The sequence below is a fragment of the Nocardiopsis sp. CA-288880 genome, from assembly GCF_050955985.1.
Lineage (GTDB): Bacteria > Actinomycetota > Actinomycetes > Streptosporangiales > Streptosporangiaceae > Nocardiopsis > Nocardiopsis tropica.
In genome coordinates, this window is record NZ_CP192105.1 from 2,840,827 (window position 1) to 2,866,485 (window position 25,659).

23 protein-coding genes are annotated in these 25,659 nt (G+C 75.4%); 12 read left to right on the forward strand and 11 right to left on the reverse strand.

Annotated features, from left to right (window positions below):
- Positions 1-29: 29 nt before the first annotated feature.
- Positions 30-365: a hypothetical protein gene (locus tag ACQPYD_RS12030; protein ID WP_267949518.1), complete on the forward strand. Its 336-nt coding sequence runs from the start codon at positions 30-32 to the stop codon at positions 363-365.
- Between the two features lie 137 nt (positions 366-502).
- On the opposite strand, the gene ACQPYD_RS12035 is transcribed toward ACQPYD_RS12030, so the two are convergent.
- From ACQPYD_RS12035 to ACQPYD_RS12055, 5 genes are all read right to left on the reverse strand, one after another.
- Complete coding sequence (locus ACQPYD_RS12035) at positions 503-961, reverse strand: hypothetical protein (RefSeq protein ID WP_433701056.1); 459 nt, start codon at positions 959-961, stop codon at positions 503-505.
- A gap of 170 nt (positions 962-1,131) precedes the next feature.
- Entirely contained in the window at positions 1,132-2,406 is a 1,275-nt protein-coding gene (locus tag ACQPYD_RS12040) for an MFS transporter (protein WP_433701057.1), read from the reverse strand.
- A 171-nt stretch (positions 2,407-2,577) separates the two neighbouring features.
- A complete protein-coding gene (locus ACQPYD_RS12045) occupies positions 2,578-3,030 on the reverse strand; it encodes a MarR family winged helix-turn-helix transcriptional regulator (protein ID WP_433701058.1) in 453 nt (150 codons plus the stop codon).
- Positions 3,031-3,235: 205 nt separating this feature from the next.
- Complete coding sequence (locus tag ACQPYD_RS12050; protein WP_433701059.1) at positions 3,236-3,892, reverse strand: response regulator; 657 nt, start codon at positions 3,890-3,892, stop codon at positions 3,236-3,238.
- Positions 3,889-5,685, reverse strand: coding sequence for a sensor histidine kinase (locus ACQPYD_RS12055; RefSeq protein WP_433701060.1), 1,797 nt, complete (start codon positions 5,683-5,685; stop codon positions 3,889-3,891). Before ACQPYD_RS12055 ends, ACQPYD_RS12050 begins: the two co-directional genes overlap by 4 nt.
- Positions 5,686-5,879: 194 nt before the next feature.
- Between ACQPYD_RS12055 and ACQPYD_RS12060 the strand changes: the two genes are divergently transcribed.
- The 3 genes from ACQPYD_RS12060 to ACQPYD_RS12070 all read left to right on the forward strand — a co-directional run bounded on the left by ACQPYD_RS12060 (position 5,880) and on the right by ACQPYD_RS12070 (position 9,110).
- Positions 5,880-7,724, forward strand: a complete 1,845-nt coding sequence (locus ACQPYD_RS12060; protein WP_433701061.1) for a serine hydrolase domain-containing protein — start codon at positions 5,880-5,882, stop codon at positions 7,722-7,724.
- Positions 7,725-7,803: 79 nt separating this feature from the next.
- Complete coding sequence (locus tag ACQPYD_RS12065) at positions 7,804-8,571, forward strand: enoyl-CoA hydratase/isomerase family protein (RefSeq protein WP_433701062.1); 768 nt, start codon at positions 7,804-7,806, stop codon at positions 8,569-8,571.
- A 38-nt stretch (positions 8,572-8,609) separates the two neighbouring features.
- Positions 8,610-9,110, forward strand: coding sequence for a metallophosphoesterase family protein (locus ACQPYD_RS12070; RefSeq protein WP_433701063.1), 501 nt, complete (start codon positions 8,610-8,612; stop codon positions 9,108-9,110).
- Positions 9,111-9,148: 38 nt separating this feature from the next.
- Here ACQPYD_RS12070 and ACQPYD_RS12075 read toward each other — a convergent pair whose 3' ends face one another.
- The gene (locus ACQPYD_RS12075) at positions 9,149-9,988 is read right to left on the reverse strand and encodes a phosphotransferase enzyme family protein (RefSeq protein ID WP_433701064.1); all 840 of its coding nucleotides are present in this window, start codon (positions 9,986-9,988) and stop codon (positions 9,149-9,151) included.
- A gap of 252 nt (positions 9,989-10,240) precedes the next feature.
- Positions 10,241-10,762, reverse strand: a complete 522-nt coding sequence (locus ACQPYD_RS12080; protein WP_433701065.1) for a DinB family protein — start codon at positions 10,760-10,762, stop codon at positions 10,241-10,243.
- Between the two features lie 626 nt (positions 10,763-11,388).
- Between ACQPYD_RS12080 and ACQPYD_RS12085 the strand changes: the two genes are divergently transcribed.
- Together ACQPYD_RS12085 and ACQPYD_RS12090 are read left to right on the forward strand one after the other, a co-directional pair.
- Positions 11,389-12,192: a MerR family transcriptional regulator gene (locus ACQPYD_RS12085; protein WP_433701066.1), complete on the forward strand. Its 804-nt coding sequence runs from the start codon at positions 11,389-11,391 to the stop codon at positions 12,190-12,192.
- On the forward strand, positions 12,177-12,554 hold the full coding sequence (locus ACQPYD_RS12090; protein WP_433701067.1) for a hypothetical protein: 378 nt from the start codon (positions 12,177-12,179) through the stop codon (positions 12,552-12,554). Before ACQPYD_RS12085 ends, ACQPYD_RS12090 begins: the two co-directional genes overlap by 16 nt.
- Positions 12,555-12,710: 156 nt before the next feature.
- Here ACQPYD_RS12090 and ACQPYD_RS12095 read toward each other — a convergent pair whose 3' ends face one another.
- Entirely contained in the window at positions 12,711-14,507 is a 1,797-nt protein-coding gene (locus tag ACQPYD_RS12095; protein ID WP_433701068.1) for an acyl-CoA dehydrogenase, read from the reverse strand.
- A gap of 216 nt (positions 14,508-14,723) precedes the next feature.
- On the opposite strand from ACQPYD_RS12095, the gene aroQ reads away from it, so the two are divergent.
- A complete protein-coding gene (gene aroQ, locus ACQPYD_RS12100) occupies positions 14,724-15,188 on the forward strand; it encodes a type II 3-dehydroquinate dehydratase (RefSeq protein ID WP_433701069.1) in 465 nt (154 codons plus the stop codon).
- Between the two features lie 70 nt (positions 15,189-15,258).
- On the opposite strand, the gene ACQPYD_RS12105 is transcribed toward aroQ, so the two are convergent.
- Positions 15,259-15,894, reverse strand: coding sequence for a histidine phosphatase family protein (locus ACQPYD_RS12105; protein ID WP_433701070.1), 636 nt, complete (start codon positions 15,892-15,894; stop codon positions 15,259-15,261).
- A 249-nt stretch (positions 15,895-16,143) separates the two neighbouring features.
- Here ACQPYD_RS12105 and ACQPYD_RS12110 point away from each other — a divergent pair, with 249 nt between their 5' ends.
- A complete protein-coding gene (locus tag ACQPYD_RS12110) occupies positions 16,144-17,490 on the forward strand; it encodes a TIGR01777 family oxidoreductase (protein WP_433701071.1) in 1,347 nt (448 codons plus the stop codon).
- Between the two features lie 89 nt (positions 17,491-17,579).
- Here ACQPYD_RS12110 and ACQPYD_RS12115 read toward each other — a convergent pair whose 3' ends face one another.
- On the reverse strand, positions 17,580-19,895 hold the full coding sequence (locus ACQPYD_RS12115; RefSeq protein ID WP_433701072.1) for an FdhF/YdeP family oxidoreductase: 2,316 nt from the start codon (positions 19,893-19,895) through the stop codon (positions 17,580-17,582).
- Between the two features lie 488 nt (positions 19,896-20,383).
- Between ACQPYD_RS12115 and ACQPYD_RS12120 the strand changes: the two genes are divergently transcribed.
- From ACQPYD_RS12120 to ACQPYD_RS12135, 4 genes are all read left to right on the forward strand, one after another.
- The gene (locus ACQPYD_RS12120; RefSeq protein WP_433701073.1) at positions 20,384-21,079 is read left to right on the forward strand and encodes a tectonin domain-containing protein; all 696 of its coding nucleotides are present in this window, start codon (positions 20,384-20,386) and stop codon (positions 21,077-21,079) included.
- A gap of 246 nt (positions 21,080-21,325) precedes the next feature.
- Positions 21,326-22,051 (forward strand): class I SAM-dependent methyltransferase, encoded by a 726-nt coding sequence (locus ACQPYD_RS12125; protein ID WP_433701074.1) that lies wholly within the window; start codon positions 21,326-21,328, stop codon positions 22,049-22,051.
- A 260-nt stretch (positions 22,052-22,311) separates the two neighbouring features.
- Positions 22,312-22,932, forward strand: a complete 621-nt coding sequence (locus ACQPYD_RS12130) for a maleylpyruvate isomerase family mycothiol-dependent enzyme (RefSeq protein ID WP_433701075.1) — start codon at positions 22,312-22,314, stop codon at positions 22,930-22,932.
- A gap of 62 nt (positions 22,933-22,994) precedes the next feature.
- Complete coding sequence (locus ACQPYD_RS12135; RefSeq protein WP_433701076.1) at positions 22,995-24,185, forward strand: MFS transporter; 1,191 nt, start codon at positions 22,995-22,997, stop codon at positions 24,183-24,185.
- A 315-nt stretch (positions 24,186-24,500) separates the two neighbouring features.
- Here the strand turns inward: ACQPYD_RS12135 and bla are convergent, their stop codons facing one another.
- On the reverse strand, positions 24,501-25,415 hold the full coding sequence (gene bla, locus ACQPYD_RS12140; protein ID WP_433701077.1) for a class A beta-lactamase: 915 nt from the start codon (positions 25,413-25,415) through the stop codon (positions 24,501-24,503).
- Positions 25,416-25,659: the final 244 nt, after the last annotated feature.

The window sequence follows — 25,659 nt, forward strand, 5'->3', positions numbered from 1 at the left end:
GACGCGCCCGCGCGTCGGAGGATGTACCCATGGAGAGCAAGCAGGACGAAGGTCAGGGCAGGGGGTACGAGGATGGTGACGATCCCATCCAGGTGTGCCTGGTCGGTGGGCCGCGTGCCTGGTCCGGCCTGGTGATGGAGGACGTCTTCACCCGCGACGAGATTCTCGGCGTGCCGTGGGAGGACCTGGGCGCGGACCTGGTGGTTCCGGGTGACGTGCGCCCCGATCCGCCGGTGGCCCGGTACCGGCCGCTGGACGGGACCGCGCGGTGGGTCTGGCACTTCACGGGGTGGGAGCCCCCCGAGGCGGAACCGGTGGCCGAGGCCCTGCCCGCCCGGCGCGTTCCGGAGAACGCCCCGCAGTGAGGCGTTCCGCCGCCGTTCCGCGCACGCATCGGTGACGCGCCCGTCCGGAGCCTTCCGGGCGGGCGCGCCGCTGTCGCGGGCCGCGCGGCCCCGCCCGGCGCTGTGGTTCAGAACCGCGTGGTTCAGGACCGGTCGGTTCAGGTCCTGGCGGAGCGGAGCCGGACGAGCGCGGCCAGGCCCCGGGCGACCAGCCCCGTGACCGCTCCGACGACCACCCCGGTCACCAGGCTCCCGACCACGGCGAAGCCGCGGATGACGACCGCGTGCGCCAGGGGCGGCAGGTCGGCGAGGTTGCCGCCGAGGGCCGGCGGGTCGCCCTCCCAGGCGACGTTCCACAGCAGCTGGTGTCCGAGCGCGAGGAACACCCCGTAGAACGCGCCCACGACGAGCAGGGTCAGGAACGGGTTCGGCACCCGGGCCAGGACGGCCGCGGCGATCCACACGACCAGCGGGACGAACACGAACAACGCGTTGACGAACGTCCCCTCCTGGATGAGGCCGAGGTCGTGCAGCACCACGCGCGGCGCCGCGAGCAGGGCCAGCCCGATCACGGCGACGAGGGGCAGGCCGAGGGTGGAGCGCTTCTGTTCGGTCATGCCACCGACGTTAGGAGAGAGGGCTCCCGCGGGGCATCCGCGCCGGGTCTCGCCCGTGTACGTCGAGAGGCGACCCCTGTGCCGCCCCCGCGGCCCCGGCGCGACGGCCCGGACCGCCTCTCCTCACCGCGCCCGGAGCGCGTGGTCGCCCGGCCGTCCGTCCGGGGCCGTCACCGGCCCAGGGCGATGGCCTGGGCCTCGACCTCGACGGGCTCGGGGCCGTCGTCGACCCTGCGCAGCACCCGGCGTCCGAGGAGGACGATCAGCGCGGCCACGACGACCGAGCCCGCCGCCGCGTACATCGGGGCGCCCGGGGACAGGGCCGCGGCCAGCGCGGATGCCGCGGGGGGAGCGGCCGCCCCGCCGAGGAAGCGGATCGCCGAGTAGGACGACGACGCCACCGGCCGGGGCAGGTCGCCGGCCTCCATCACCGACTCCGTCAGCACCGTGTTGAGCACGCCCAGCAGCAGCCCGCCGAGCACGACGCAGGTGATCAGGCCCGCCGTGGAGGAGATGAGGGCGCCCGCGGCGACCAGGTCGGCGGCGAGCAGGAGCAGGGTGGCCCACAGGACGCCCGTGCGGCGCCACCGCCGGGTCAGGACGGGGGCGACGAACACCGAGGTGACGGTGACGGCCAGTCCCCAGCCGAAGAAGGTGAACCCGAGCCCCATCTCGTCCAGGCCCAGCGGGAAGGGCGTGTACGCCAGCAGCGCGAAGAAGCCGATGTTGTAGAACAGCGCGGTGAACGCCAGCACCAGGAGGGCGGGCTCGCGCAGCGCCGTGAACGGCGCCGACAGCGGGACCGGCGCCGTCCTGGCGATGGTGTCGCTCCGCAGCAGGGTGGCGATCGTGACGAACCCGACCGCCATGAGCACGGCGGTGCCGAAGAACGGCCCGCGCCAGCTGACACTGCCGAGCAGTCCGCCCATGAGCGGTCCGGTGGCGATGCCCAGCCCCAGGGACGCCTCGTAGAGGACGATCGCGGAGGAGGAGCCGCCGCTGGCCGCGCCGACGATGGTGGCCAGGGCGGTGGAGATGAAGAAGGCGTTCCCGAGCCCCCATCCCGCGCGGAAGCCGATCACGGACTCGACGTCGCCCGCGGCCCCCGCGGCGGCCGCGAAGACCACGATCAGGGCCAGTCCGAGCAGGAGGGTGCGCTTGGCCCCGATCCGGCTCGACACCCAGCTGGTCACGAGCATGGCCAGGCCGGTGACGAGCAGGTAGCTCGTGAACAGCAGCGAGGTCTGGGTCTGGGTGGCCTCCAGGCTGCGGGAGATCGCGGGAAGGATCGGGTCGACCAGCCCGATGCCCATGAACGCGATCACGGAGGCGAACGCCACCGCCCACACCGCGCGCGGCTGCCGGAGGATCGAGCCCTCCGTCCGGGGTGGTGCGTCACCCGCCCCGTGCGGGGTGGTGCGCTCGTTGTCTGTCTCCGCCACCATGCTTCGGAACTCCTGTCGGTCGTCGGTGGGGAGGACGGCGGCCGGTGCGGTCGGGGTCCTCGCGAGGATTCATATAGGAAACCTATGTTAATCCTCGGAGATTCCCGACCGTGCCGGGAGGGTTCGGTGGAGGGGCCGGAAGAGGGGCGCGGGCCGGGGAGAACGGCCCGCTCAGGCCTCGCCGCGCCGCAGCCGGCCGTCCAGGAGCCGCACCGAGTCCCCGAGCAGGGCCCGCTCGTGCTCGGACAGGTCGGTGAACAGCGGGGTCAGCGCCGAGCCGATCCGGGACCTCCAGTCGTCCAGCGCCGCCTCCCCCTCGGCGGTCAGCTCGTGGAGGTTGGCGCGCCCGTCGTCGGGGTCGGGGCGGCGCTCGACGTACCCGGAGGAGAGCAGGGAGTCGACGATCACCGTCATGGTGGGCTGGCGGACCCGGCAGTGGTCGGCCAGCACGCCCAGCCGCAGCGGGCCCTTCTCCCGCAGGACGCTGAGCGCACGCCAGGTCGCGGGCGAGGTGCGCTCCCCGGTCGCGTGCGCGGCGTAGCGGGCGAGGCGGTTGCTGATGTTGATCAGGCGGACCAGCAGTTCGGCGACCTCGTCGTCCTCGTGGCCCTCGTTGTTCCTCACGCGGCCAGGCTAGCCGCAGCGGCCCCGGCCCCCGCCACGGCGGGAGGGCTGGGCCGGGCGCGCGGCGGCTGCGGCCGGCGGCTCCGTGACCGCGTTCGCGCACGTGGCGGGACCCGCGGGCCGACCGGGACAGGCGTCCGGTCCGCGGCGGCCGGGCCCCGCGCTGTCCGGAACCGGCCGCGGTCTCCAGGGAAGGGACACGTGGTCAGCCATCGGCGGTGAGCCCCGCGTCGTGGGCGATGAGGGCCGCCTGGACCCGGTTGCGCACCCCGAGCCGGGCGAGGACCGCGCTGACGTGGGTCTTCACGGTGTCCTCCGCCAGGTGCAGGGCGCGGCCCACCTCCGCGTTGGACATCCCCGCCCCCACCAGCGCCAGGACCTGCCGCTCCCGCGGGGTGAGCGCGCCCAGGCGCTCCTCGGCCGCCTCCGCGCGGAACTCCCTCCGGCTGCGGAAGCCGGCGACGACCCGGCCGGTGACCTTCGGCGACAGGAACGCGCCGCCCTCGGCGACGGTCCGCACCCCCGTGATGAGTTCGCGCGGAGGGGCGGCCTTGAGCAGGAAGCCGTTGGCCCCGCCGTCCAGCGCCCTGGCCACGTAGTCGTCCTGGCCGAACGTGGTCAGCATGGCGATCGCGGTCGAAGGGCAGGCGCGGCGGATCGCCCCGACGGCGGTGAAGCCGTCCGCGCCGGGCATCTGTATGTCCAGCAGCGCCACGTCGGGGCGTTCGCGGCGGGCGAGCGCCACGGCCTCGCTCCCGTCGCGGGCCTGCGCGACGACGGTGATGCCGGGGTCGGAGGAGAGGATGGCGGCGATCCCCGCGCGGATGAGGGGTTCGTCGTCGGCCAGCAGGACGCGGATCACCGGCCCCCGCTCCCCTCGTCCTCCGTACCGACTCCGGAGCCCGTCGGGACCGCGTCCTTGTCGACGAGGCGTCCCTGCGCGAAGCACAGCCGGTAGGCGTCCGCCCCGGAGCCCGGCAGGGCCGTCCGGGACCGGTAGTGGTCGCAGGTCCATCCGCTCGGCACCGGCCCCGCGTCCGGCGGGTCGAGCATGGTGGACGGCGGGAGCACCGGCGCGACCGCGGACCGCGGGTCCCCGATCCGCAGCGACGCGAAGTCGGCCGGGTCCAGGACCGCGCGGGAGGAGGCCAGGGCGTAGTACCCGGCCCCCAGGACGGCCAGGAGCGCCAGCAGCGCGGCGGGGACCGCCACGGCCGCCGCCAGCGCCCTCCCGGTGCGGCTCCTGCTCCGCTCCCGCTGCCGCGCGGACTCGGGGGCGGAGGGGAGTGGCTCCGGGGCGGAGCCGGGGGCGCGGAGGTCCGGCCCGGAGGACGCGGGCGGGACCGGGAGGCGCACGGTGAGCGTGAACCCGGTGGCCGTGCCCTTCGGGGGCGGTGGCCCGCCGGTCCGCGTCGGTCCGGAGTCGAGGGTTCCGCCGACGGCGCGCACCCGTGCGTGCAGCGCGGCGAGACCGGAGCCGCCGGAGGCCAGGACGGGCGCCTCGGTCGCGAGGCCGTTGACCACGGAGACCGTGTAGCCCTCCGCGGGGCCCGGGACCGGGGCCGGTTCGCCGGAGGAGGCATGTGGGCCGGAGGGGGCCGCAGCGCCCGACCCGCCGGTGGAGGGGACCGCGGCACCCGGGGCGGTGGCGGCGCCGGTGGGCCCGTGGGGCGCCTGTGTCGGCCGGGCCCCGACACCGACCCCGGCCCCGGGGCCGTTGGCCGGTCCGGAGGACGCGAGGGCGGCGCACCCGGGGGCGCCGGACGCCCGCGTCCCGAGCTGCTCCACCCGCACGGCCACCGGTGCGCCCGGCGCGTGCTTGGCGCTGTTGGTCAGCCCCTCCCGCACCACGGCGTACACCAGGGCGCGCACCTCGGCAGGCATCCCCTCCCACAGCCGCCCGCCGGCCAGGCCGACCTCCAGGGAGGCGTTCCGGGCGTGCCCGACGAGACCGGCCAGGTCGCCGTCGCCGGTCCCGGGCTCGTCGGGCTCCGCGCCCCCGGACTGGAGGAGTCCGATGATCTCCTGCAGGCGCTCGACCGCGCCGATCGCCCCCGCGCCGAGTTCGGCCACCCCGCGCCGGTAGTCCTCCGGGCCCAGCCCGGGCGCGACCTCCAGGGCTCCGGCGCGCACGGCGATCAGGCTGAGCTCGTGGCCCAGGGAGTCGTGCATCCGCGCCGCAATGCGTTCGCGCTCCCGGACGCGTTCGCGCTCGGCCGCCACCGACCGCTCCCGTTCGAGGAGTTCGGCGCGCCGCCAGCCGAGCCCGGCGGAGTCCGAGCGCGCCCGCAGGTACCGGCCCACCAGCCACGGCAGCACCACGCACACGACCGCGAGCACGCCCCTGGCCAGGGCGGAGGTCGCGTCCTGCCCCAGGGCGAGGACGGTGGCCGGCTGGATCAGGAACGCGGCCGCCGCGCCCCCGGCGGACGCCCGCCCCCGGAGACTCCAGCCCGCCGCCAGCGCCAGCGCGGCCAGGGCGACGCCGCTCCCGGTCAGGGCCGTGGCGGCGGTGAGCGGCACGAGGCAGCTCAGACCCGAGGCCAGGGCGACAGCGGGCAGGAGGGCTCCCCGGGCCGCGCGGCCCTCCGCGCCACCGTCCGCACAGCCCCCGTGACCAGGGTCTTCCGTCCTGGGTCCCGCCGTCTTTCGCACAGCGGTCAGGCTACAGAACGGTCGGACGGGACGGCCTCACCCGAAAGTGCCGGTTCCGGGGAGGCCGGCGCCACGTCGGGGGCGGGGCCGCCCCTCCGTTCGGGCACGTCCGGGTGAGGCGCCGGGCGCCGCACGGGGCCTAGCGTCCCACTGGTCCGCAGCAGGCGGGCACACCACGGCCTCGGGAGAGCACGATGAAGGACAGCGGAGACACCGCGAACCAGGACGCGGGAGGCCGCGCCCCGGCCGCCCCGGCCGCCCCGGCCGCACCGGCGGGACCGCGCGACCGGGGACCCGGCCCGAGGCGGACGTCCCGCGCGGGAGCCGTCCTCGCCCTGGCCACCGCCGCCGCCCTCGCCCTGGGCGGGCCCGCGGCCGCTGCCCCGGCGGACGGCGTCCCCGAGAGGGCGGCCGCGGGGCAGGCCCCGTTGCCGGGAGCGGGTTCCGCTCCGGTCGGGACTGTGCCCGGCGGTCCGGAGGCCCCGCCCGGCGGGCCTGCCCCGGCCGCGGAGGCCGCCGACCGGGACACCGACCCCGGCGATGACCATGCCGGCGGCGTGGACGCGGCGGAGCTGGACGCCTTCATCGCCGCCCACCTCGAACGCGTCGGCCTGCCGGGGGCGACCGTCGCGGTCACGCGCGGGGACCGGGTCGTGCACACGGGCGGCTACGGGCACGACGGGAACGGCGAGCCCCTGCGCGCGGACTCGCCCATGCGCATCGCCTCCCTCAGCAAGTCGATGACCGCCCTCGCCGTCATGCAGCTGGTGGAGGACGGCGCCGTCGGCCTGGACGACCCGGTCCGCGACCACCTGCCCGAGTTCACCACCGCCGACCCACGCAGCGACCTGATCACCGTCCGCCAGCTCCTCGACCAGAGCTCGGGCATGTCCGACCGGGGCCACCCCGACGTCGCCGGATCACCGCAGCCCGCCACCCTCACCGAGGCGGTGGCCCGCCTGCGCGACGCCGAGCTCACGTCGGCGCCGGGGGAGCGGTGGCAGTACCACAACCCCAACTACCACGTGGCGGCCCGCCTGGTGGAGGTCGTCGGCGGGGAGCCCTTCGCCGAGTACCTGGAACGGCACGTGTTCGCCCCGGCGGGCATGGCCGACACCCGGTCCTCCGGCCCGGACGCCCCCGGCCCTGCGGCGACCGGCGGCGCGCGCCCCGAACCCGCGCCGGGGCACGTCCGCGCCTTCGGCGCCGACGTCCCCGTCGCCGAACCGCCCGCGTTCGGGACCGGCTCCGGGGACGTCGTCTCGACCGCGGAGGACATGGCCCGGTGGCTGCTCCTCCAGGCCGGCGGCGGGAGGGCGCCCGGCGGCGAGCGGCTGCTCTCCGCCGAAGCGGTGGAGCTGACGCACACCCCCTCCGCGCCCGGGGGCCGGTACGGCCTCGGATGGATGCGGCGCGGACCGGCCGACGGAGCCTCCGGAACACAGGTCTGGCACGGCGGGGCGGTGTCCACGTACAGCTCCTACCAGGTGCTCGTCCCCGGAACCGGATACGGCGTCGTGGCGCTGTTCAACAGCGGGATCACCCTCACCGAGAACGACACGTGGGGCCTGGTCGAGGGGGTCCTCGACCTGACCGAGGGCAGGACACCGGCCGGGGCGGGCTCGTCCCTGTGGAAGGTCGACGCCGCCTTCGGGGCGGCCACGCTGACCGTGGCGGGGCTGGGCGTGCTCGGGGTGCGGCGGGCCGGGGCCTGGGCCGGGAGGCGGGCGGGCCTGCCCCGGTGGCGGACCGCGCTGCGGCTGCTGCCCTACGCCCTGCCTCCCCTCCTGTTCCCCCTGGTCAACCCGCTCCTCACCTGGGTGATGGGCGGGCGGGAGGGCACCTGGCTCCAGCGGTTCTACGGGATCCCGGCCGAACTGACCTTCGTCGCCGCCACCGCCCTGGTGTGCCTGGCGGTCCTCGCCGCCCGGACCGTGAAGCTCGTCCGCACCGGAGGAGGGCCCGCGGGAGCGGTCGGCGCCGCCGCCGCTCCGGCCCCGTCCGGCCCGGCCGACGGCGCCGGAGGGGCCGGGTGGTAGAACTACCGCGTACGCGGGGTGAGCCGGGCGGTCGACGGGGCCGGACGGGCCCCGCACCGACAGACCCGGGAGGGCACCCGTGAGTGACGACCTGTCCGTGAGCGTGGACGGCCACGTCGGCGTCCTGGAGTTCCGGCGCCCGCCCAACAACCACTTCGACCTGGCGCTCCTGCGCGACCTCGCGGACGCCGCCGCCGAACTGGAGGGCGCGCGCGGGTGCCGCGCCATCGTCCTGTGCTCCGAGGGCCGGCACTTCTGCGCCGGGGTGGACTTCGGCGGCGAGGGGGTCGGCCCCGACCCGGCCTCCTCCCTGAAGGCCATCTACGCGGAGGGGCTGCGGCTGTTCTCCCTCGCCGTGCCCGTGGTCGCTGCGGTGCAGGGCGCGGCCGTCGGGGGCGGCCTCGGCGTGGCGTGCGCCGCCGACTTCCGCGTCGCCGCGCCCTCGACCAGGTTCCACGCCAACTTCGGGGCGCTCGGCATCCACCAGGGCTTCGGCCTCAGCGCCTCCCTGCCCCGGATCATCGGCGCGCAGGGCGCCGCCGAGATGCTGTACACCGCACGCAGGGTCGGCGGCGAGAGGGCCCTCTCCCTCGGCCTCGCCGACCGGCTGGTCGAGGACGGCGCGGTGCGCGGGGCCGCCGTGGCCTTCGCGCACGAGATCGCCGCCGGGGCGCCGCTGGCCGTGCGGTCGATGCGGGAGACCCTGCGCGCGGGGTACACGGACGAGGTCCGCGCGGCGATGGAGCGCGAGATCACCGAGCAGACGCGACTGCTCGCGACGGGGGACAGCGAGGCCGGCATCGCGGCCTCGCTGGCGCGGACCGCGCCCGTGTTCACGGGGCGTTAGCGCCGCGCCGGGCGGCGGGACGGCTACCCTGGCGTGCCATGCGCCTGCTCATCATCTCCGACACCCACCTGCCCAAGCGCGCCCGCGACCTGCCCCGGCAGGTGTGGGCGCAGGTCGAGCGCGCCGACGCGGTCGTCCACGCGGGGGACTGGTGCGTCCCCGAGGCGCTCGACGCCCTGGAGGCGCGTGCCGCGCGGGTGGTGGGCGTCCACGGCAACAACGACGGCCCCGAACTGCGCGCACGCCTGCCCGAGGTGGCGAGGGCGACCCTGGGCGGCGTCCGGTTCGCGGTCGTCCACGAGACGGGGCAGGCGGCGGGCCGGGAGAAGCGGTGCGCCGAGCGCTTCCCCGACACCGACGTCCTCGTCTTCGGCCACTCGCACATCCCGTGGGACACGCGCGCGGAGAACGGGCTGCGGCTGCTCAACCCGGGCTCTCCCACGGACCGCCGGCGCCGGCCGCACCACACCTACATGACGGCGGAGGCGGCCGACGGGGTCCTCTCCGAGGTCCGGCTGCACCGGGTCGACCCCGACTGATCGGGGCCGGCCCGGCGTGGCCGGCGCCCGGTCCGCGGTCACGGGGCGACCCGCCCGGCGATGGCGGGGCCCTCCCGTGCGATCCAGGCCTCGGCGCGGGGCATGCGGTCCCTGACGCCCTCCTCCCACATGCGGCGGAAGACCGGGTCGCTCGCGGCGGCGGCCCGGGCCCTGCGGTGGAAGCGGTGGATCATCCGTGTCGCCAGGGGCACCAGTTCCGCGCGCTGCCGCCCGGACGCCCCGTAGGCGTCGACGAAGACGGCGACCCGGTGGGCCGCGTCGAGGCCGGTGAAGGCGGGGGCCCGGTCCCGGGGGTCGAGCAGCGGCACCCACCAGTAGAGGGCGTTGGCGATCTCGTAGAGGCGGGTGGTGGGCCGGGCGAGGTCGAAGTCGATGAGGGCGGCGGGCAGGCCCTCGCGGAAGACGACGTTGCCGGGGCAGTAGTCGCGGTGGCCGACCAGTTCGGGTTCCCCCTCCACCGGGCTGTCGTCGACGGCGGCGGCCCCGGGGATGCCGCCCCAGACCGCGTCCGACGGCGGAACCCAGCCGTCGGCGGCCGCGTGCAGCCGCCGGATCAGCCGGGCCAGCGCGACCAGGACGTCCTCGCCCGCGGCAGCGGCGGGCAGCGGTTCCCGGGGGACGTCGCCGGGGACGTAGGTCAGCACCTCGCGGCCCTGCCCGTCGACGCCCAGGGGGACCGGCGCGGCGGTGAAGCCGGCCCGGTGCAGGTGGGCGAGGTAGGCCTGGACCGTGGCGGTGAACGGCCGGACCGGGCGCCGGACCGTGTCGCCCACGCGCACGATGCCGGGGGTGACGCCGTCGCCGACCAGTGGCTCGGCGGGCCGGCCGTCGTGCTCGTCGCGGAACCGGTCGGTCATGGGGCGCCTCCGTTCGTCCGGCGGGACCGCGGGACCGCTCGCCCGCCGCCGGGGCGCAGGGAGCGGGGGAATCCGCTCCGATGCTCCCCGAGCCCCCGGCCCCTGTCCAGCCGGACACCGGGGAAGGGGCCGGGAGGAGGACACGGCGCTCGGCGCGGGCTCTCCGCCGCGGAGGCGGACGGCCTCCGGCCGTCCGGTCCCCGCCGTGCGGGCGGGGACCGGACGGGCCGCTCGCACGGCCGGGCTCCGGGGTCAGGGCCGGGTGGCGCGCAGCATGCGCAGCTGTCCGACCTCGGCGGCGTTCTTCATCAGCTCGGCGTTGACCCACGCGACCGTGTGGGCGACGGTCAGGCCGGAGCCGGGCGGCCACGGGAAGGGGGCGGGCGCGTCGAGGTCCTCGGCCCCCAGACCGTCCAGCACCTCCAGCCACTCCGTGCGCAGGCCGCGCAGCCACGCGACGGCTTCGTCGGCGCCGGACCAGACCACGTCCTCCCGGTCCCGTGGGGCGCGTCCCCGCAGGTGGTCGAGGGTCACCGACCACCACCAGCCGATGTGCCAGGTGACCCAGGCGACGGTCGGCACGGGCACGGGATCGGGTTCGGCGTCCGCCCAGTCCGGGGTCCACACCCCGTCCTCCCCACGGCGGACGGTCCAGCAGAGGGGACCGGGTTCCCAGAGGAAGTCGCCGGGCTCCAGGCGCTCCAGGTGGTACTCGAACAACGACCAGGTGAGGTCGAACTGCCAGCGCGGCAGCTCGAGGGGTGTCTCGGGCATGGGGAACACCCTGGCACAGGACGCCCTCCGGACCGAAGCGGTTTTCGGGCGGGCCGCCCCCGGGCCAGGGGGCCCTCCTCCGCCGGAGTGCGGTGCGGTCGGGGCGGCGCAGTAGCCGCACTCGGCCCCCTGTCAAGGGATTTCGGCAGCATTGACCGCATTGTCCGCCGACCTGGAATGCCAGACGGCAAGCCGGGAGTCACCGTGTGAATGCTCGGGGTAGTGGTCGGGGTAGGAACACCCCACGGGCCCGAGATCCGGAGTCCGTGCCCGCCCGCCCGGGCCACCGGACACCCCGGGGGCGCCGAGGAGGACCCCCTCCGCCCGAGGCGTCTTCGGGGCCTTCCGGCCCCGCCCCCTCCGCACCGTGCCGCTCCCCGGGGCGGCAGGCGCACGGGCCCCGGCCCCCCGGAGGAGCGGCCCCGGAAAACCGGGAGCAGAGGATTCCCGCCCCGGCCTTCCCGCCCCGGTCCTCCCGGCCGGGCCGCAAGAAGAACGTCTCGCAGAGCCGCGAGGGCGTTCCGCGGGAGGGACCTCGCCGGGACCTCGCGGCTTGCGGTTGACGTAGCGTCAACTCCTAGCGTCGTCTGCGGGCCGGACGGACCGGCCCGACGAGGGGGGAAACGATGTCCTGGCCGATCGGGGACCTGTGCCGGATGAGCGGGGTCACCTCGCGCACCCTGCGGCACTACCACCGGATCGGGCTGCTCGAACCGGAGCGGACGGGCCCAGGCGGCATCCGCCACTACGGTCGGGGCGAACTCCTGCGGCTCCAGCGCATCCTCGTGATGCGCGAGCTGGGCATGGGGCTCGCCGACATCGCCCGGGTCCTGGACGAGCGGACGGGCGAGGCGGACGCACTCCGCGCCCACCTGCGCGACCTCGTGGCCGAACGGGACCGCATCGACACCCTCGTCGAGACCGTGCGCCGCACCATCGGCGCACTGGAGGAGGACGACGGCATGCACGACGTCGACAGGCCCGAGGAGCTGTTCGCCGGGTTCGACACCACCGCCTACACCGAGCGGGCCCGCGCCGAGTGGCCCCGCGAGTGGGAGCGGGCCCGGCAGGCGTCCGAGGAGTTGACCGAGGAGGACCGCGACCGGCAGCAGGCGGAGCTCGCCGCGCAGATGAGGCGCATGGCCGACCACCTCGCCGCCGGGACCCCGCCCGCCGACCCGGCGGTGCAGGCGGAGGTGCACGACCACTACCTGGGGGTGAGCCGGATGTGGACGCCCGACGCGGGCGCGTTCGAGAACCTGGGCCGCGTCTACGCCGAGGAGGGCGCCTGGCGCGCGGTGTACGAGCGCGTCGCCCCCGGCCTGGCCGGGTACCAGCGCGACGCGATGGCGGTCTACGCACGCGAGCGGCTGGCCGGTCCCGGGGCCCGGAGCGAAGCGGACGGCGGGAGCGGATGCGGATCACGGTGACCGGGGTGGACGACGCGGCGACGGTCCGGTTCCGGTGCGCGGCCGGAGCGGCCACGGGCCGGTGGGCGGGTCCGGCGCCGCCCGTGCCCGGGGAGCACGATGTGGAGCTGGACGTGGCCGAGGGGGTCGTGTTCGCCCGCGCGGAGCCGGGGCGCGATCGCCTCGAGGACGTTCCGGACGGCTCCGGGGCCGTGCTGGTCGCGGGACGCGTCGAGCAGGCCGGGACGGGGGCGGACGCCGCCGTGGTCCTGCGGGTGGGCGGCGGCCTCCTCCTGCTGGAGGCGTGCGGGGCCGTGCCCTCCGTCGGGGACCGGGTCGGTTTCACCACGGCGGAGCTCCGCCTGTACCCGACGGGGGTGTAGCGGGCCTCCGGCCGGAGGCCCGCTGCGTCCGGCGTGCGCCCGCGTCACCGTCACCGCCGCCCGGCACCGGGCCCTGTGCCCGGCGGGGAGCGCCCGCCCGCGCCTCGTGCGCGGGGGCGGGCGCTCCCAGGGCCGTCGGCGCCGTTCCGACGGGTCCTAGAGCACGTCGGGCGAGACGTCCAGGACGGTGCGGTCGCGGGAGGCCACCAGGTCGAACTGCGGTCCGGTCCGGGGCAGTTCGTGGCGGAAGAAGTACGCCGCGGCCGCGCGCTTGCCCTCGTAGAAGTCCCCCTCCCTGCCGTGCGCGGCCACCAGCTGCTCCAACCACAGCCACGCCACCACCACGTGGCCCACCGCTTCCAGGTAGGGGGTGGCGTTGGCCAGCGCCACCGCGGGGTCGCCCCCGGCCCAGGCGGAGGCGGCCGTCTCCGCCGTCCGTGCCAGGGCGGCCGACAGCAGGTCCGCGTACACGGCCTCGTCCCCGCCCAGCTCCCGGGCGCGGTCGGCGGTCCGCTGCGCGGTCTCCACCAGCAGCGCCAGCCGCGCGCCGCCGTCCTGGACGGCCTTGCGGCCCAGCAGGTCCAGGGCCTGGATGCCGTGGGTGCCCTCGTGGATCGGGTTGAGCCGGTTGTCCCGGTAGTGCTGCTCCACGTCGTACTCGCGCGTGTACCCGTAGCCGCCGTGCACCTGGATGGCCAGGCTGTTGGCCTCCACGCACCACTGGGAGGGCCAGCTCTTGGCGATCGGCGTGAGGACGTCCAGGAGCAGGTTCGCGCGCTCGCGCCCGGCGTCGTCGTCGGTGCTCGCCGCCTCGTCGACCAGCCGAGCGCAGTACAGCACCAGGGCGAGGGCGCCCTCCACGTAGCTCTTCTGGGCGAGCAGCATCCGCCGCACGTCGGTGTGGCCGATGATCGGCACCTGCGGCCGGGCGGGGTCCTTGTCGCCGAGCGGGCGCCCCTGGAGCCGTTCGCGCGCGTAGGCCAGCGACTTCAGGTACCCGGTGTAGCCGACGGCCGCGGCGCCGGCGCCCACGCCGATCCGGGCGCCGTTCATCATGTGGAACATGTACCGCAGGCCCTGGTGGGGCTCGCCCACCAGGTAGCCGACCGCGCCGGCCCGGCCGCCCGGCGTGTGCGCCCCCTCGCCGAAGTTGAGCAGGGCGTTGACGGTGCCCCGGTAGCCCATCTTGTGGTTGAGCCCGGCGGGGACGACGTCGTTGCGCTCACCGATCGACCCGTCCGCCTCCACCAGGTGCTTGGGGACGACGAACAGGGATATGCCCTTGACCCCGGGCGGACCGCCGGGGAGCTTGGCAAGCACCAGGTGCACGATGTTCTCGGTCAGCTCGTGGTCGCCGCCCGAGATCCACATCTTGTTGCCGAACACCCGGTAGCCGCCCTCGCCGTCCTCCTCGGCCCGGGTGGTGATGTCGGCCAGGGAGCTGCCCGCCTGCGGCTCGGACAGGCACATGGTGCCGGTGAAGCGCCCCTCCACCATGGGGAGCACCCACGTGTCGACCTGTTCGGGGCTGCCGTGCGCCAGGAGGAGGCGGGCGTTGCCGGAGGTGAGGAAGGGGTAGGCGGAGGTGCCCAGGTTGGCGGCCTGGAAGTAGGCGCCGCACGCGCTGGAGACGACCTGCGGGATCTGGGCCCCGCCCACGGAGGCGGGCATCCCGGCGGCGGCGAGGCCGGTCTCGGCGTAGACCTCCAGGGCCTTGCGCACCTCGGGGATGACGTGGACGCGCTCGCCGTCGAAGCGCGGCTCGTTGGCGTCGTTGGCCTTGTTGTGCGGGGCGAAGTGGTCGGTGGCCACGCGCTCGGCCAGCTCCAGGGCGGCGTCGAAGGTCTCGCGCGAGTGGTCGGAGTAGCGGGGGCGCGCGGTGAGGGCCTCGGTGTCGAGCCACTCGTAGAGCAGGAAGTGCAGGTCACGCGCGGACAGCAGGGTGGACGCCACGGTCGCCTCCTCGGAAAGTTTGACCGACTGGTCGGTATGCTATCCGTTCCCGGGGCGTCCTCCGTGACCGGGGTCACGGGGCCGCCCGGGGTCCCGGGACGTGTTCCGCGGGTCGTTCCGGGCCCGCGGCGATCGGCGCGGGCGCCGAGTCCACCGGGAGCATCCACCGGACACGCCCTAGGCTGGTGGCCACCGAACCAGAAGGAGCACTGGCCCATGTCCGCTGCCGCCGAACCCTCCCGCACCGTCCTGCTGCTCAACGGTCCCAACCTCAACCTGTTGGGCACCCGCGACCCCGAGCAGTACGGCACCGTCACCCTCGACGAGGTCGAGCGGCAGGTGGTCGCCCTCGGCGTCGAGCTGGGGGTGGAGGTGGTGTGCGCGCAGAGCAACAGCGAGGGCGTCATGGTGGACCGGATCCACGCCGCCCGCCACTGGGCCGGCGTGGTGCTCAACCCCGGCGCCTACGCCCACTACGGCATCGCCCTGCGCGACGCGATCGACGCGGTCGAGGTCCCCGTGGTGGAGGTGCACATCTCCAACGTCTACGCGCGCGAGGAGTTCCGGCACACGTCGGTGACCGCGCCCGTCGCGGCCGGGTACGTGGCGGGGTGCGGGGTGTTCGGCTACGAGCTCGCCCTGCGCGCGGTGCTCCGGCGCGACGCCGAGCGCCGCGTCTGAGGCTCCGGCCGGTGCGCCCGGGGCGCCCGTCCCGGCAGGGGGCGGGCACCCGCGGGCGGGGCGCCGCGCCTCAGCGGTAGGTCATCAGCGCGGGGCCGCCCTGCTCCAGGTGGGCGTGGTCGTTGAAGGACAGCACCTGGGTGCCGCCGCGCCCGTGCAGCAGCTTGCTCACCGAGCCGTTGACCACCACGCGGTTCATCGCCAGGAACCCGGCCGGAGAGGCGCCCAGCAGGGTCGAGCACACCGCGGCGACGACCCCGGCCGAGGTGAACACCAGCGCGGTCTCTCCGCGCCCCAGCCCCGCGACCAGGTCGGACAGGGCTGCGTTCACCCCCTCGCGGAACCCCTCCCAGGTGCCGGGTCCGCTCCCCCCGGCGCCCATCCACGAGGTCAGGGCCGCGTCCAGGCGCTCCTGGAGCGTGCCCGTCCCCGTGAGGTGGGAGCCGAGCAGGCCGAGGTGGTCGTACTCGTCCCAGCGGGGGTCGGCGGCCGGTGCGGTGTCGATGCCCGCCTCGGCGAGGGCGGCCGCCGCCGTCTGGCGCTGGCGGCGCAGCGCCCCCGTGGCGACCGCGCCGATCCGGAGGTCGCGCCGCTTGAGCTCGGCGCCGAGCAGCCGGGCCTGCTCGTGGCCGGTGGGGCTCAGCTCGTCGTAGTCCTCGGCCTCCGGAGAGGCCTTCCCGTGGCGGATGAGATAGATCGCTGGCATCGCCCCAGGGTACGAGCGGGCCCCGGACCGCCGGCGCACCGGGGCCCCGTTGGCATACCGTCCGGTCGGTTCGGGGTGGTGGCGGGCGGTGCCGACCGCGGGAGCGACCCGCGGCGGGTCCGGCGGACCGGCGGGCGGCGGGGCGTTCCCACGGCTCCGCCCGGCCGGGACCCGGCGGCGCGCGTGCGGCGTGCGGCGCGCGGCGGCCGACCGCCTTCGCGTTACCGTGGCCACACGCGACACGGAGGGATGACCATGGTCTTCCGGTATTCGAGCGTGGTGCCCGCACCGCGCGACGAGGTCTTCGACTGGCACGCGCGGCCGGGCGCGTTCGCCCGGCTGGCCCCGCCCTGGCAGCCGGTGCGTCTGACCGCCGAGGCGGACTCCCTCGCCGACGGCGTGGCCGTGCTCTCGTTCCCCGGCGGCCTGCGCTGGGAGGCCCGCCACCTTCCGGAGCGGTACGACCCGCCCCGCAGGTTCGCGGACCGACTGGTGTCCCGGCCGCTGGCGACGCTGCTGTCCTGGACGCACGCCCACGACTTCGTCGCGGAGACGGGGGAGAGCACCCGCGTCGTCGACCGGGTCGCCACCTCCGTCCCCGAGGCGCTGCTGCGGCCCATGTTCGCCTACCGCCACGCCCAGCTCGCCGACGACCTGGCGGCCGGGGCCCGGTCGCGGGCCTGGCACGACCGTCCGGTGACCGTGGCGGTCACCGGGTCGGGCGGGCTGGTGGGGCGCTCCCTGTGCTCGCTGCTCACCACGGGCGGGCACCGGGTGGTCCGGCTGGTGCGCAGGGACCCCGCCCGCCCGGGCGAACGGCGCTGGGACCCCCGGGACCCGGCAGCCGACCTGCTCGAAGGCGTCGACGCCCTGGTGCACCTGGCGGGGGAGCCGCTGTTCGGGCGGTTCACGGAGCGGCACAAGGAAGCCCTGCGGGACAGCCGTGTCGGCCCCACGCGCGCCCTCGCCCGCCTGGTGGCCCGCAGCGGGACGCGCGTGTTCGTGACCGCCTCGGCGATCGGCTACTACGGGCCGGACCGGGGGGACGAGGTCCTCACGGAGGACAGTCCGCGCGGGACGGGGTTCCTGGCCGACCTGGTCGCGGACTGGGAGGAGGCCGCCGAACCCGCGGCCGAGGGCGGCGCCCGGTGCGTGCGGGTGCGTACGGGCATCGTGCAGACCCCCGCCGGGGGAGTGCTGGGGCTGCAGTACCCGCTGTTCGCGGCGGGGCTGGGCGGCCGGATCGGCGACGGCCGGCAGTGGATGTCGTGGATCGGCGTGGACGACCTCGCGGACGTCTACGTGCGCGCCGTCCTGGACGGGGCGCTGACGGGCCCCGTCAACGGGGTGGCGCCGAACCCGGTGCGCGGCGCCGAGCACGCCGACGTGCTCGCCGCCACCCTGCGCCGTCCCGCGGCGCTGCCGGTGCCGGGCTGGGGGCCGGCCCTCCTGCTGGGACGGGAGGGCGCGGACGAGGTGGCGCTGGCGGACCAGAGGGTGGCCCCGGCCCGCCTGGAGGCGGCGGGGCACCGTTTCCGGCACCCGCGCCTGGAGGGGGCGCTCGCCCACCTCTTCGGCCGGGAGCGCCCCGTGTGAGGCGGCGGCGCGGCCCTTCCCCCGGCGGGCGCCCGCCGGGGCGGGGTGCGGCCCGTGGGCCGCACCCCCGCGCTGTGCCGGAGCCTTCCTCAGGCGGCGCCGGAGTCCGGCTCGAAGCGCACCACCACCGACTTCGACGTCGGGGTGTTGCTCACCTCCGCAGTGGAGTCCAGCGGGACCAGCACGTTGGTCTCCGGGAAGTAGGAGGCCGCGCACCCGCGCGCCGTCGGGTAGTGCACGACCCGGAAGTGCGCCGCGCGCCGCTCCCGGCCGTCCCGCCACTCGCCCACCAGGTCGGTGTAGGAGCCGTCCGCCAGCCCTAGCTCGCGTGCGTCCTCCGGGTTGACCAGCACGACCCGGCGGCCGTCCTTGATGCCCCGGTACCGGTCGTCGAGGCCGTACACCGTGGTGTTGTACTGGTCGTGCGAGCGCAGCGTCTGCAGCAGCAGCCGCCCCTGCGGCACCTCCGGCGCGTACGTGCCGTTGACCGTGAAGTTCGCCAGGCCCGTCTCGGTCGGGAAGCGCCGGTCGTCGCGCGGCGCGTGCGGCAGGGTGAACCCCGCGGGCTTGCGCGCACGGGCGTTGAAGTCCTCGAACCCCGGCACGACCGCCGCCACGTGGTCGCGGACCCGGTCGTAGTCGAACAGCTCCGACCACGCCACGGGCTCCTCGCCCAGCACCCGCCGGGCCAGGTCGCAGACGATGTCGACCTCCGAGCGCATGCCCTCCGACAGGGGCGGGAGCACCCCGTGGGAGGCGTGCACCTTGCCCATCGAGTCCTCCACGGTCACCCACCGGGGCTCGCCGTCGCGCAGGTCGCGGTCGGTGCGCGCGAGCGCGGGCAGGATCAGCGCCCGCGCCCCCGTCACCACGTGCGAGCGGTTCAGCTTGGTGGACACGTGCACCGTCAGCCCCACCCGGCGCATCGCTTCCTCGGTGACCAGGGTGTCGGGCGTGGCCGCCACGAAGTTGCCGCCCATCGCGAAGAACACCCGCACGTCGCCGTCGGCCATCGCGCGGATGGCATTGACGGTGTCGTGGCCGTGCTCGCGCGGGGGCTCGAACCCGAACTCCGCGCCCAGGGCGTCCAGGAACGCCTCCGCGGGGCGCTCGAAGATCCCCATCGTCCGGTCGCCCTGCACGTTGGAGTGGCCGCGCACCGGGCACACTCCCGCGCCCGGGCGCCCCACGTTGCCGCGCAGCAGCAGGAAGTTGACGACCTCGCGGATGGTCGGCACCGAGTGCTTGTGCTGGGTCAGGCCCATCGCCCAGCACACGATGATCCGCTCCGACCCGGTGACCATCTCCGCGATCCGCTCGACGAGCTCCCGCTCCAGGCCGGTGGCCCTCTCGACCCGGGGCCAGAACTCCTCGTCCGGCTCGGCCAGCAGGTCCTTGGAGAACTCCTCGAACCCGTGCGTGTGGGTGGCGATGAAGTCGCGGTCCAGGACCTCCTCCCCGCGCTCCTGCGCCTGCAGCAGCAGCCGGTTGACCGCCGAGAACAGGGTGAGGTCGCCGCCCAGCCGGATCTGCGCGAACAGGTCGGTGAGCTCCGTGCCGCGCCCGAGCAGGCCGCCCGCCTTCTGCGGGTTGCGGAACTCGCGCATGCCCGCCTCGGGCAGGGGGTTGACGGTGATGATCCGGGTCCCGGAGCGCTTGGCCTTCTCCAGGGCGGAGAGCATCCGGGGGTGGTTGGTGCCGGGGTTCTGCCCGGCGACGATGATCAGGTCGGCCTTGCGCAGGTCCTCCAGGGAGACGCTGCCCTTGCCCACGCCCAGCGTCTCGGTGAGGGCGGAGCCCGACGACTCGTGGCACATGTTGGAGCAGTCCGGCATGTTGTTCGTGCCGAGCTGCCGGGCGAACAGCTGGTAGAGGAAGGCGGCCTCGTTGCTGGTGCGGCCCGAGGTGTAGAACACGGCCTCGTCGGGGGAGGCCAGCCCCCGCAGGTCCTCGGCGACCAGGTCCAGGGCGCGGTCCCAGCTCACCGGCTCGTAGTGGGAGGCGCCCTCGGCCAGGTACATGGGCTGGGCGAGGCGGCCCTGCTGCCCCAGCCAGTAGCCGGAGCGCTCGGCCAGCTCGGCGACCGGGTGCTCGGCGAAGAACTCGGGCGTCAGGGCCCGGGAGGTGGCCTCCTCGGCGACCGCCTTGGCGCCGTTCTCGCAGAACTCCGCCGTGTGCCGCTTGTCGCCCTCGGGCCAGGCGCAGCCGGGGCAGTCGAAGCCGCGCTTCTGGTTGATCGCGAGCATGGCGGGCAGCCCGCGCCGGACGCCGGCGTGTTCGCCGACCTGGCGGACGCTGTTGAGCACGGCGGGCATGCCCGCCGCGCTGGTCTTGGGCGGGCCCACCGTGGGGGAGTCCTGGGCGGGATCGTGCTGTGCGGAGTTCTGGTGTCTCACACTTCGCATTGTGGCATCGCGTCCCCGGGCGCCGTGACGCCGGGGGAGCGGCCCGGCCGGTCAGGGGCGGTGCGGGGCCTCCGCGCCCGAGGGGGAGACGGGCCTCCGCGAGGCCGTGCCGCCGCCGGGCGGGCGTGCCGCCCGAAGTATTTGTCAGGACATGGCAATATAGTCCGCTCTTCAGCTGTTTTTGTTTGTTCGGTGTTTTTGTCGTCTCCCTATCACGGTTGTTTTTCTCCGGTCGTGCCTTTCGGGATACTGGCCGGAACGGGCCTGGGGGGATTGCGGTTCCCCGGCGGCGGGCATCTCGGTGGAGCGACGGTTCCGGGCCTGGAGGGAAAAGGGGAGGGAACGACCGGTTTCCGGCCCCCTGCGGTCCTCCGGAGAATGTGCAGCCCCCCGCGCGGATTCGGACTGTGCTCCGGGCCCGGATGGTCGCGACGTGAAGTTCCTTGAGTGGTTCGGCGTAGAATTCCAAGCGAACAGAGATGAGTTCCATGGCTCACTGGAAGAACATTCCCGGTAACCTCACGAAGATCTCGGTGGGATCCCGGAGTAATGTGTGGGGTGTCAACTCCGCCGGTGCCATCTATCGTTTCACGAATGACGACGCCAATCCCTGGGTCAATGTTCCGGGGGGTTTGGTCGACATCAGTGCTGCTGCGGACGGCACGGTGTGGGGGGTCAATGCGAACAACCAGATCTACCGTTACACGGGTGATCTGGGTTCGTCCCACTGGAAGGGTATCTCCGGCGGCCTGACGAGGATTTCCACCGGTTCCCGGAGCAATGTGTGGGGCGTGAACTCCGCCGGTGCCATCTATCGTTTCACGAATGACGACGCCAATCCCTGGGTCAATGTTCCGGGGGGTTTGGTCGACATCAGTGCTGCTGCGGACGGCACGGTGTGGGGGGTCAATGCGAACAACCAGATCTACCGTTACACGGGTGATCTGGGTTCGTCCCACTGGAAGGGTATCTCCGGCGGCCTGTCGGGAATCTCCACCGGTTCCCGGAGCAATGTGTGGGGTGTCAACTCCGCCGGTGCCATCTATCGTTTCACGAATGACGACGCCAACCCCTGGGTCAACGTCCCCGGCGGGCTGAAGGAGATCAGCGCGGCCGAGGACGGCACGGTGTGGGGCGTCAACTCCGCCGGCGCCATCTACCGCTACACCGGTGACCAGCCCTAGGGACCGGGCGCGACGGACGGGTGTTCCCCGCGGCGGACCGCCGCGGGGAACACCCGTCCGTCGCCGCGGCCCCACCGGCCCGGGCGCTGCTCCCCGCGCGGGCGGGACATGCCCCACGGGAGCCGGTCCGGGCCCACCGTGCGAGCCCGCCGCGCACCCCGCGTACGCGGGGAGGTCCTCGCCCCGGCTGCCGGTCCGGCCGAAAACCCCTGGCGGAACGGATCGGTCCGACAGGACACTGCGGCGATGTACTCCGACGCCGACACGGCCGCCCTCTACGACGTCCTCAACCCCTGGGATCCGAGCGACGACTTCTACCTCTCCCACGTCATGGCCTCCGCGTCCGTCCTGGACGTGGGGTGCGGCACCGGCACGCTGCTGCACCGCGCCCGAGAGAACGGCCACGGCGGCCGGCTCTGCGGGCTGGACCCCGACCCCGCCGCGCTCGGCCGGGCACGCGTGCGCGACGACGTCTCCTGGGTCGGGGGCCGCGCCGAGGACATGGCGTGGGACCGCGAGTTCGAGCTCGCGGTCATGGCCGGCAACGCCTTCCAGGCGCTCGTGTCCGACAGCGAACTCCGTTCCTCGCTCGCCGCGATCAGGCGTGCGCTGGTCCCCGGAGGGAGGTTCGTGTTCGGCACCCGCAACCCCCTCGCCCGCGCCTGGGAGCGCTGGACCCCGGACAACGCCACCGGCGTGGTCGACCACCGGGGCCGCGCGCTGCGCGTGTCGCACCGGGTCGAGTCCGTGGAGGGCGACGTGGTCACGTTCACCGAGACCACCGCGACAGGGGAGGGCGAACCGCTCCGGGTCGACAGGGGACGCCTGCGGTTCCTCGGCCCGGAGGGCGTCGACGCCTTCCTGCGCGGTGCCGGGCTGGAGGTCGAGGAGCGCCACGGCGACTGGTCTCGGGGCCCTCTCACGGCCGGGAGCACCGTCGTCGTCACCGTGGCCCGGGCGGTCGGCGGCTGAGGAACGCGCCCGGGCCCGTCCCCGGTGTCCGGACGGCCGCCCGGACACCGGGGGCGGTGCCACGCGCAGAGCGCCGGGAGCCGGGGGCCCGGGGGCGCCGACGCCGGCTCCCGGTGGGCGCGGGGCCGGCGCCGACGGGGCCGAGCCGCTCGGCGCGCCGGTCGGGCCGGGACCCGGCCGCAGGGCGGCTCTCCCGGGGATCCGCTGCGGGGGGGACGCGCCTCGGCCCGGATGTCGGCGCCGGGTCCTAGGCTCCCCGCATGAACGCACTCTGGCCGACCGTGCACACCGAACGGGCCTCGCTCGCCGCCGACCTCGCGGACCTCACCGACCGGCAGTGGGCCACGGAGTCCCTGTGCACCGGCCTGAGCGTCCGCGAGGTCCTCGCCCACCTGGCGTCGGCCGCCGGGCTGAGCTGGGCCCGGTGGATGGCGGGGGTCGTTCGCTGCCGGTTCGACTTCGACAAGCAGGTGGAGATGCGCCTGGCCGAACAGCTCGGAGGGAGCCCGGCCGAGACCCTGGAGAACTTCCGCCGCGTCGCGGCCAACACGACCACCCCCGTCGGCCCGGTCGTGGCGTGCCTGGGCGAGACCGTCGTCCACGGGGAGGACATCCGCCGCCCCCTGGGGATCGGCCGGGCCTACCCCGTCGACACGCTCACGCGCCTGGCCGAGTACTACAGCGGCACCGACCTCGTGGTCCTGGCCAAGGGGAGGATCGGCGGGCTGCGCCTGGCCGCCACGGACGGCCCCTTCGCCACCGGCTCAGGGCTCCCGGTCTCCGGGCCGACCCTGGCGCTCGTCATGGCGATGACCGGCCGCGCGGCGTACTGCGACGACCTGGAGGGCGAGGGCGTGGCGGTCCTGCGCGAACGCTGCTGAGGCCGCCCGAGCCGCGTCGGCCGGGGCCGCGGACGACCCGGCCCCGCGCCTAGGCTGTCGGGGTGCGCGTACGGAACCGTTGGACCGTCCTCTCCGTCAGCATGGTGGCGCAGGTGGCCAGTGTGTCCGCCATGTTCGGCGTCCCCCTCGTGCTCCCACAGCTGAGGGACGCCTTCGGGGTCACGACCGCGCAGGCGGGGGTGCTGGCGGGGCTCCCGTCCCTGGGACTGCTCCTCACCCTCCTGTTGTGGGGCGTGGTGATCGACCGGGTCGGGGAGCGGTCGACGATGGCGCTGAGCCTGGTCCTCACGGCGGCCGCGCTCGGCGCGCTCCGGCTCGTCACGGACGTGTGGGGCGCGGCGGTGGTCCTGGTGCTCGTGGGCGCGGTCGGCGGCCCGGTCAACGCGGCCAGCGGCCGACTGGTCCTGTCCCGGTTCGACGCGGGGGAGCGGGGCCTGGCCATGGGGGTCCGCCAGTCGGCGCTCCCGCTGGGCGTGGGGCTCTCCGCCCTGGTGCTGCCCGGCGCCGCCGACGCGTGGGGGTTCGTCGCGGCGATGACGCTCCCGGCCGCGCTCGCGCTCCTGGCGGTGCCGCTCCTGCTGGCCGTGGCGCAGGGCCCGCCCCCGCACCGGTCCGCGCGCGGACACGCGCCCGAAGGCGGGGAGGCGGCCCCTCCCGCCGCCGGGTCACCGTACCGGCGCCGCCCGATCTGGCGGGTGCACGGCGTGAGCATGCTCCTCGGCGTCCCCCAGGTCGCGCTGATGACGTACGCGGTGGTCTACCTCGTGCAGGAACAGGGGTGGGGTGCGCCCGCCGCGGGCGCGGTGGTCGCGGCGGCCCAGGTGCCGGGCGCCGCGGGACGCCTGCTGCTCGGGGTCCGCTCGGACCGGACCGGCGACCGGATGCGGCCGGTGCGGTGGCTGGCGGCGGTCTCCGGGGTCTGCCTGGTCCTCCTCGCCCTCCTGCCCGGGGTCTGGGACCGGACGGCCGTCCCCCTGCTGCTGGCCTGCCTCGTGCTGACGATGTGGCACAACGGCCTGACCTTCACCGCCGTCGCCGAGATCGCCGGGACCGCGTGGGCCGGACGGGCCCTGGCCGTGCAGAACTGGCTCCAGGCCGTCAGCACCACGCTCACGCCGGTCCTCATGGCCGCTGTGATCACCACCGCGGGGCTGCCCGCCGTGTTCGCGGTGAGCGCGGTCTTCTCGGCCGCCGCGGTCGCGGTGGCGCCGGGCGCGCGCACCCGGGGGTGACCCCCTCCGGCCGCCCGGAGGTCCGGTCCGGGCCTCTCGGCCGTGTCGCGGCGGAACCGGTGCGGGAGGCCCGTCCCGCGAACTCCCCGGCGTTCCACCCCTCCCACAGGTGTCGCGTGTCGGGCACTCCGGGGCGGTCGGGGAGCCGGAGGACGCAGCCCGCGTGGCGGCGTGCCCAGAAGCCCTCCGAGGCCGCCGCCGGGGCCGGTGCTCCGCGACGGGCGAGGGGGTGCGGCCGTCGCCCGCGGACGACGGCCGCACCCCCTCGAAGGACGGACCCGGCGCGGGAGCCGTTCCCGGGCGCGGGCCGGGGACCTACGGGGCCAGGGCCTCCACGACGACCTCGGTCGCCCCCGAGACCAGGGCGTTGTCGAATTCGGCGTCCTCCTGCTCGCGGGTGGACATGACCGCGATGACGATGGGGTCGTCCTCGGGGGGCCAGACGACGGCGATGTCGTTGCGCGAACCGTGGCTGCCGCCGCCGGTCTTGTCACCGACGCGCCAGTCCTCGGGGACCCCGGCGCGGATCAGCTCGTCGCCGGTCGTGTTGTTGAGGAGCATCTCGGTGAGCACGTCGCGCGGGCCCTCCTCCAGGACGTCCCCGAGCACGAACGCCTCCAGGCTCCCGGCCATGGCGCGCGGCGTGCTCGTGTCCCGGGTCTCGCCGGGCGGCACCTCGTTGAGCTCGGGCTCGATCCGGTCCGCCGAGATCACGTCGTCGCCGATCTCCCGCATGTCCTCCTCGAACCCCTCGGGTCCGCCCAGCTCCTCGAACAGCAGGTTCGCGGCGGTGTTGTCGCTGTGGCGGACGGCGGCGTCGGCCACCTCCAGCAGGGTCATCCCCGTGTCGACGTGCTGCTCGGTGATGGGGGAGTAGTCGACCAGGTCCTCTTCGGTGTAGGTGACGACCTCCTCCAGTTCCTCGGGGGTGTTCTGCCCCAGGACCAGGGCCGCCGTGAACGCCTTGTGGGTGGAGGCGTAGCCGAACCGTTCGTCGGCGCGGTGGAAGACCTCCTCCCCGGTCCCGGTGTCCACCGCGTAGACCCCCAGACGGGCGTCGAACTCCGACTCCAGCCGCTCGAACTCGCCGGAGAGGTCCTCGGCCGTCACCTCCGCGCTCGCCGGCTCCGCCTCGGCGGGCGCGGCGGAGCCGGAGCAGGCCGCGGCGGGGACGAGCGCGAGCGCGGCCAGGGCCGCGAGCCCGGTCCTGCGGGCCGTGGGGAACAACATGTGCGTCTCCTCGTGGTCTGGTGCGCGCCGCCCGGAGGACCGGGCGGCGCGGGACGGACAGGGTCGGAAAAGGGCGGACGCGGCGGGACACGACCCGCTGCGACCTGCCCCTTTCCGGGCCCTGTCCGTAGTCTGGGCCCGGTCGCCGATACCGTCCAAGACGGAAACGACCAGTCCCATGCGGAAACGGCATGACCCCAGCCTGTGGCGGTCGGCCGCGGTCGGCCGCGGTCGGATTCGGCCG

Bases quoted from the DNA above. Each gene is read 5' to 3' on its own strand.
- ACQPYD_RS12105 (WP_433701070.1), bottom strand. From the start codon at position 15,894: ATGCCAGCGATCTATCTCATCCGCCACGGGAAGGCCTCTCCGGAGGCC.
- ACQPYD_RS12085 (WP_433701066.1), top strand. From the start codon at position 11,389: ATGTCCTGGCCGATCGGGGACCTGTGCCGGATGAGCGGGGTCACCTCG.
- ACQPYD_RS12040 (WP_433701057.1), bottom strand. From the start codon at position 2,406: ATGGTGGCGGAGACAGACAACGAGCGCACCACCCCGCACGGGGCGGGT.
- ACQPYD_RS12080 (WP_433701065.1), bottom strand. From the start codon at position 10,762: ATGCCCGAGACACCCCTCGAGCTGCCGCGCTGGCAGTTCGACCTCACC.
- ACQPYD_RS12075 (WP_433701064.1), bottom strand. From the start codon at position 9,988: ATGACCGACCGGTTCCGCGACGAGCACGACGGCCGGCCCGCCGAGCCA.
- ACQPYD_RS12030 (WP_267949518.1), top strand. From the start codon at position 30: ATGGAGAGCAAGCAGGACGAAGGTCAGGGCAGGGGGTACGAGGATGGT.
- aroQ (WP_433701069.1), top strand. From the start codon at position 14,724: ATGTCCGCTGCCGCCGAACCCTCCCGCACCGTCCTGCTGCTCAACGGT.
- ACQPYD_RS12070 (WP_433701063.1), top strand. From the start codon at position 8,610: ATGCGCCTGCTCATCATCTCCGACACCCACCTGCCCAAGCGCGCCCGC.
- ACQPYD_RS12060 (WP_433701061.1), top strand. From the start codon at position 5,880: ATGAAGGACAGCGGAGACACCGCGAACCAGGACGCGGGAGGCCGCGCC.
- ACQPYD_RS12035 (WP_433701056.1), bottom strand. From the start codon at position 961: ATGACCGAACAGAAGCGCTCCACCCTCGGCCTGCCCCTCGTCGCCGTG.
- ACQPYD_RS12110 (WP_433701071.1), top strand. From the start codon at position 16,144: ATGACCATGGTCTTCCGGTATTCGAGCGTGGTGCCCGCACCGCGCGAC.
- ACQPYD_RS12090 (WP_433701067.1), top strand. From the start codon at position 12,177: ATGCGGATCACGGTGACCGGGGTGGACGACGCGGCGACGGTCCGGTTC.
- ACQPYD_RS12130 (WP_433701075.1), top strand. From the start codon at position 22,312: ATGAACGCACTCTGGCCGACCGTGCACACCGAACGGGCCTCGCTCGCC.
- ACQPYD_RS12115 (WP_433701072.1), bottom strand. From the start codon at position 19,895: ATGCGAAGTGTGAGACACCAGAACTCCGCACAGCACGATCCCGCCCAG.
- bla (WP_433701077.1), bottom strand. From the start codon at position 25,415: ATGTTGTTCCCCACGGCCCGCAGGACCGGGCTCGCGGCCCTGGCCGCG.
- ACQPYD_RS12125 (WP_433701074.1), top strand. From the start codon at position 21,326: ATGTACTCCGACGCCGACACGGCCGCCCTCTACGACGTCCTCAACCCC.
- ACQPYD_RS12120 (WP_433701073.1), top strand. From the start codon at position 20,384: ATGGCTCACTGGAAGAACATTCCCGGTAACCTCACGAAGATCTCGGTG.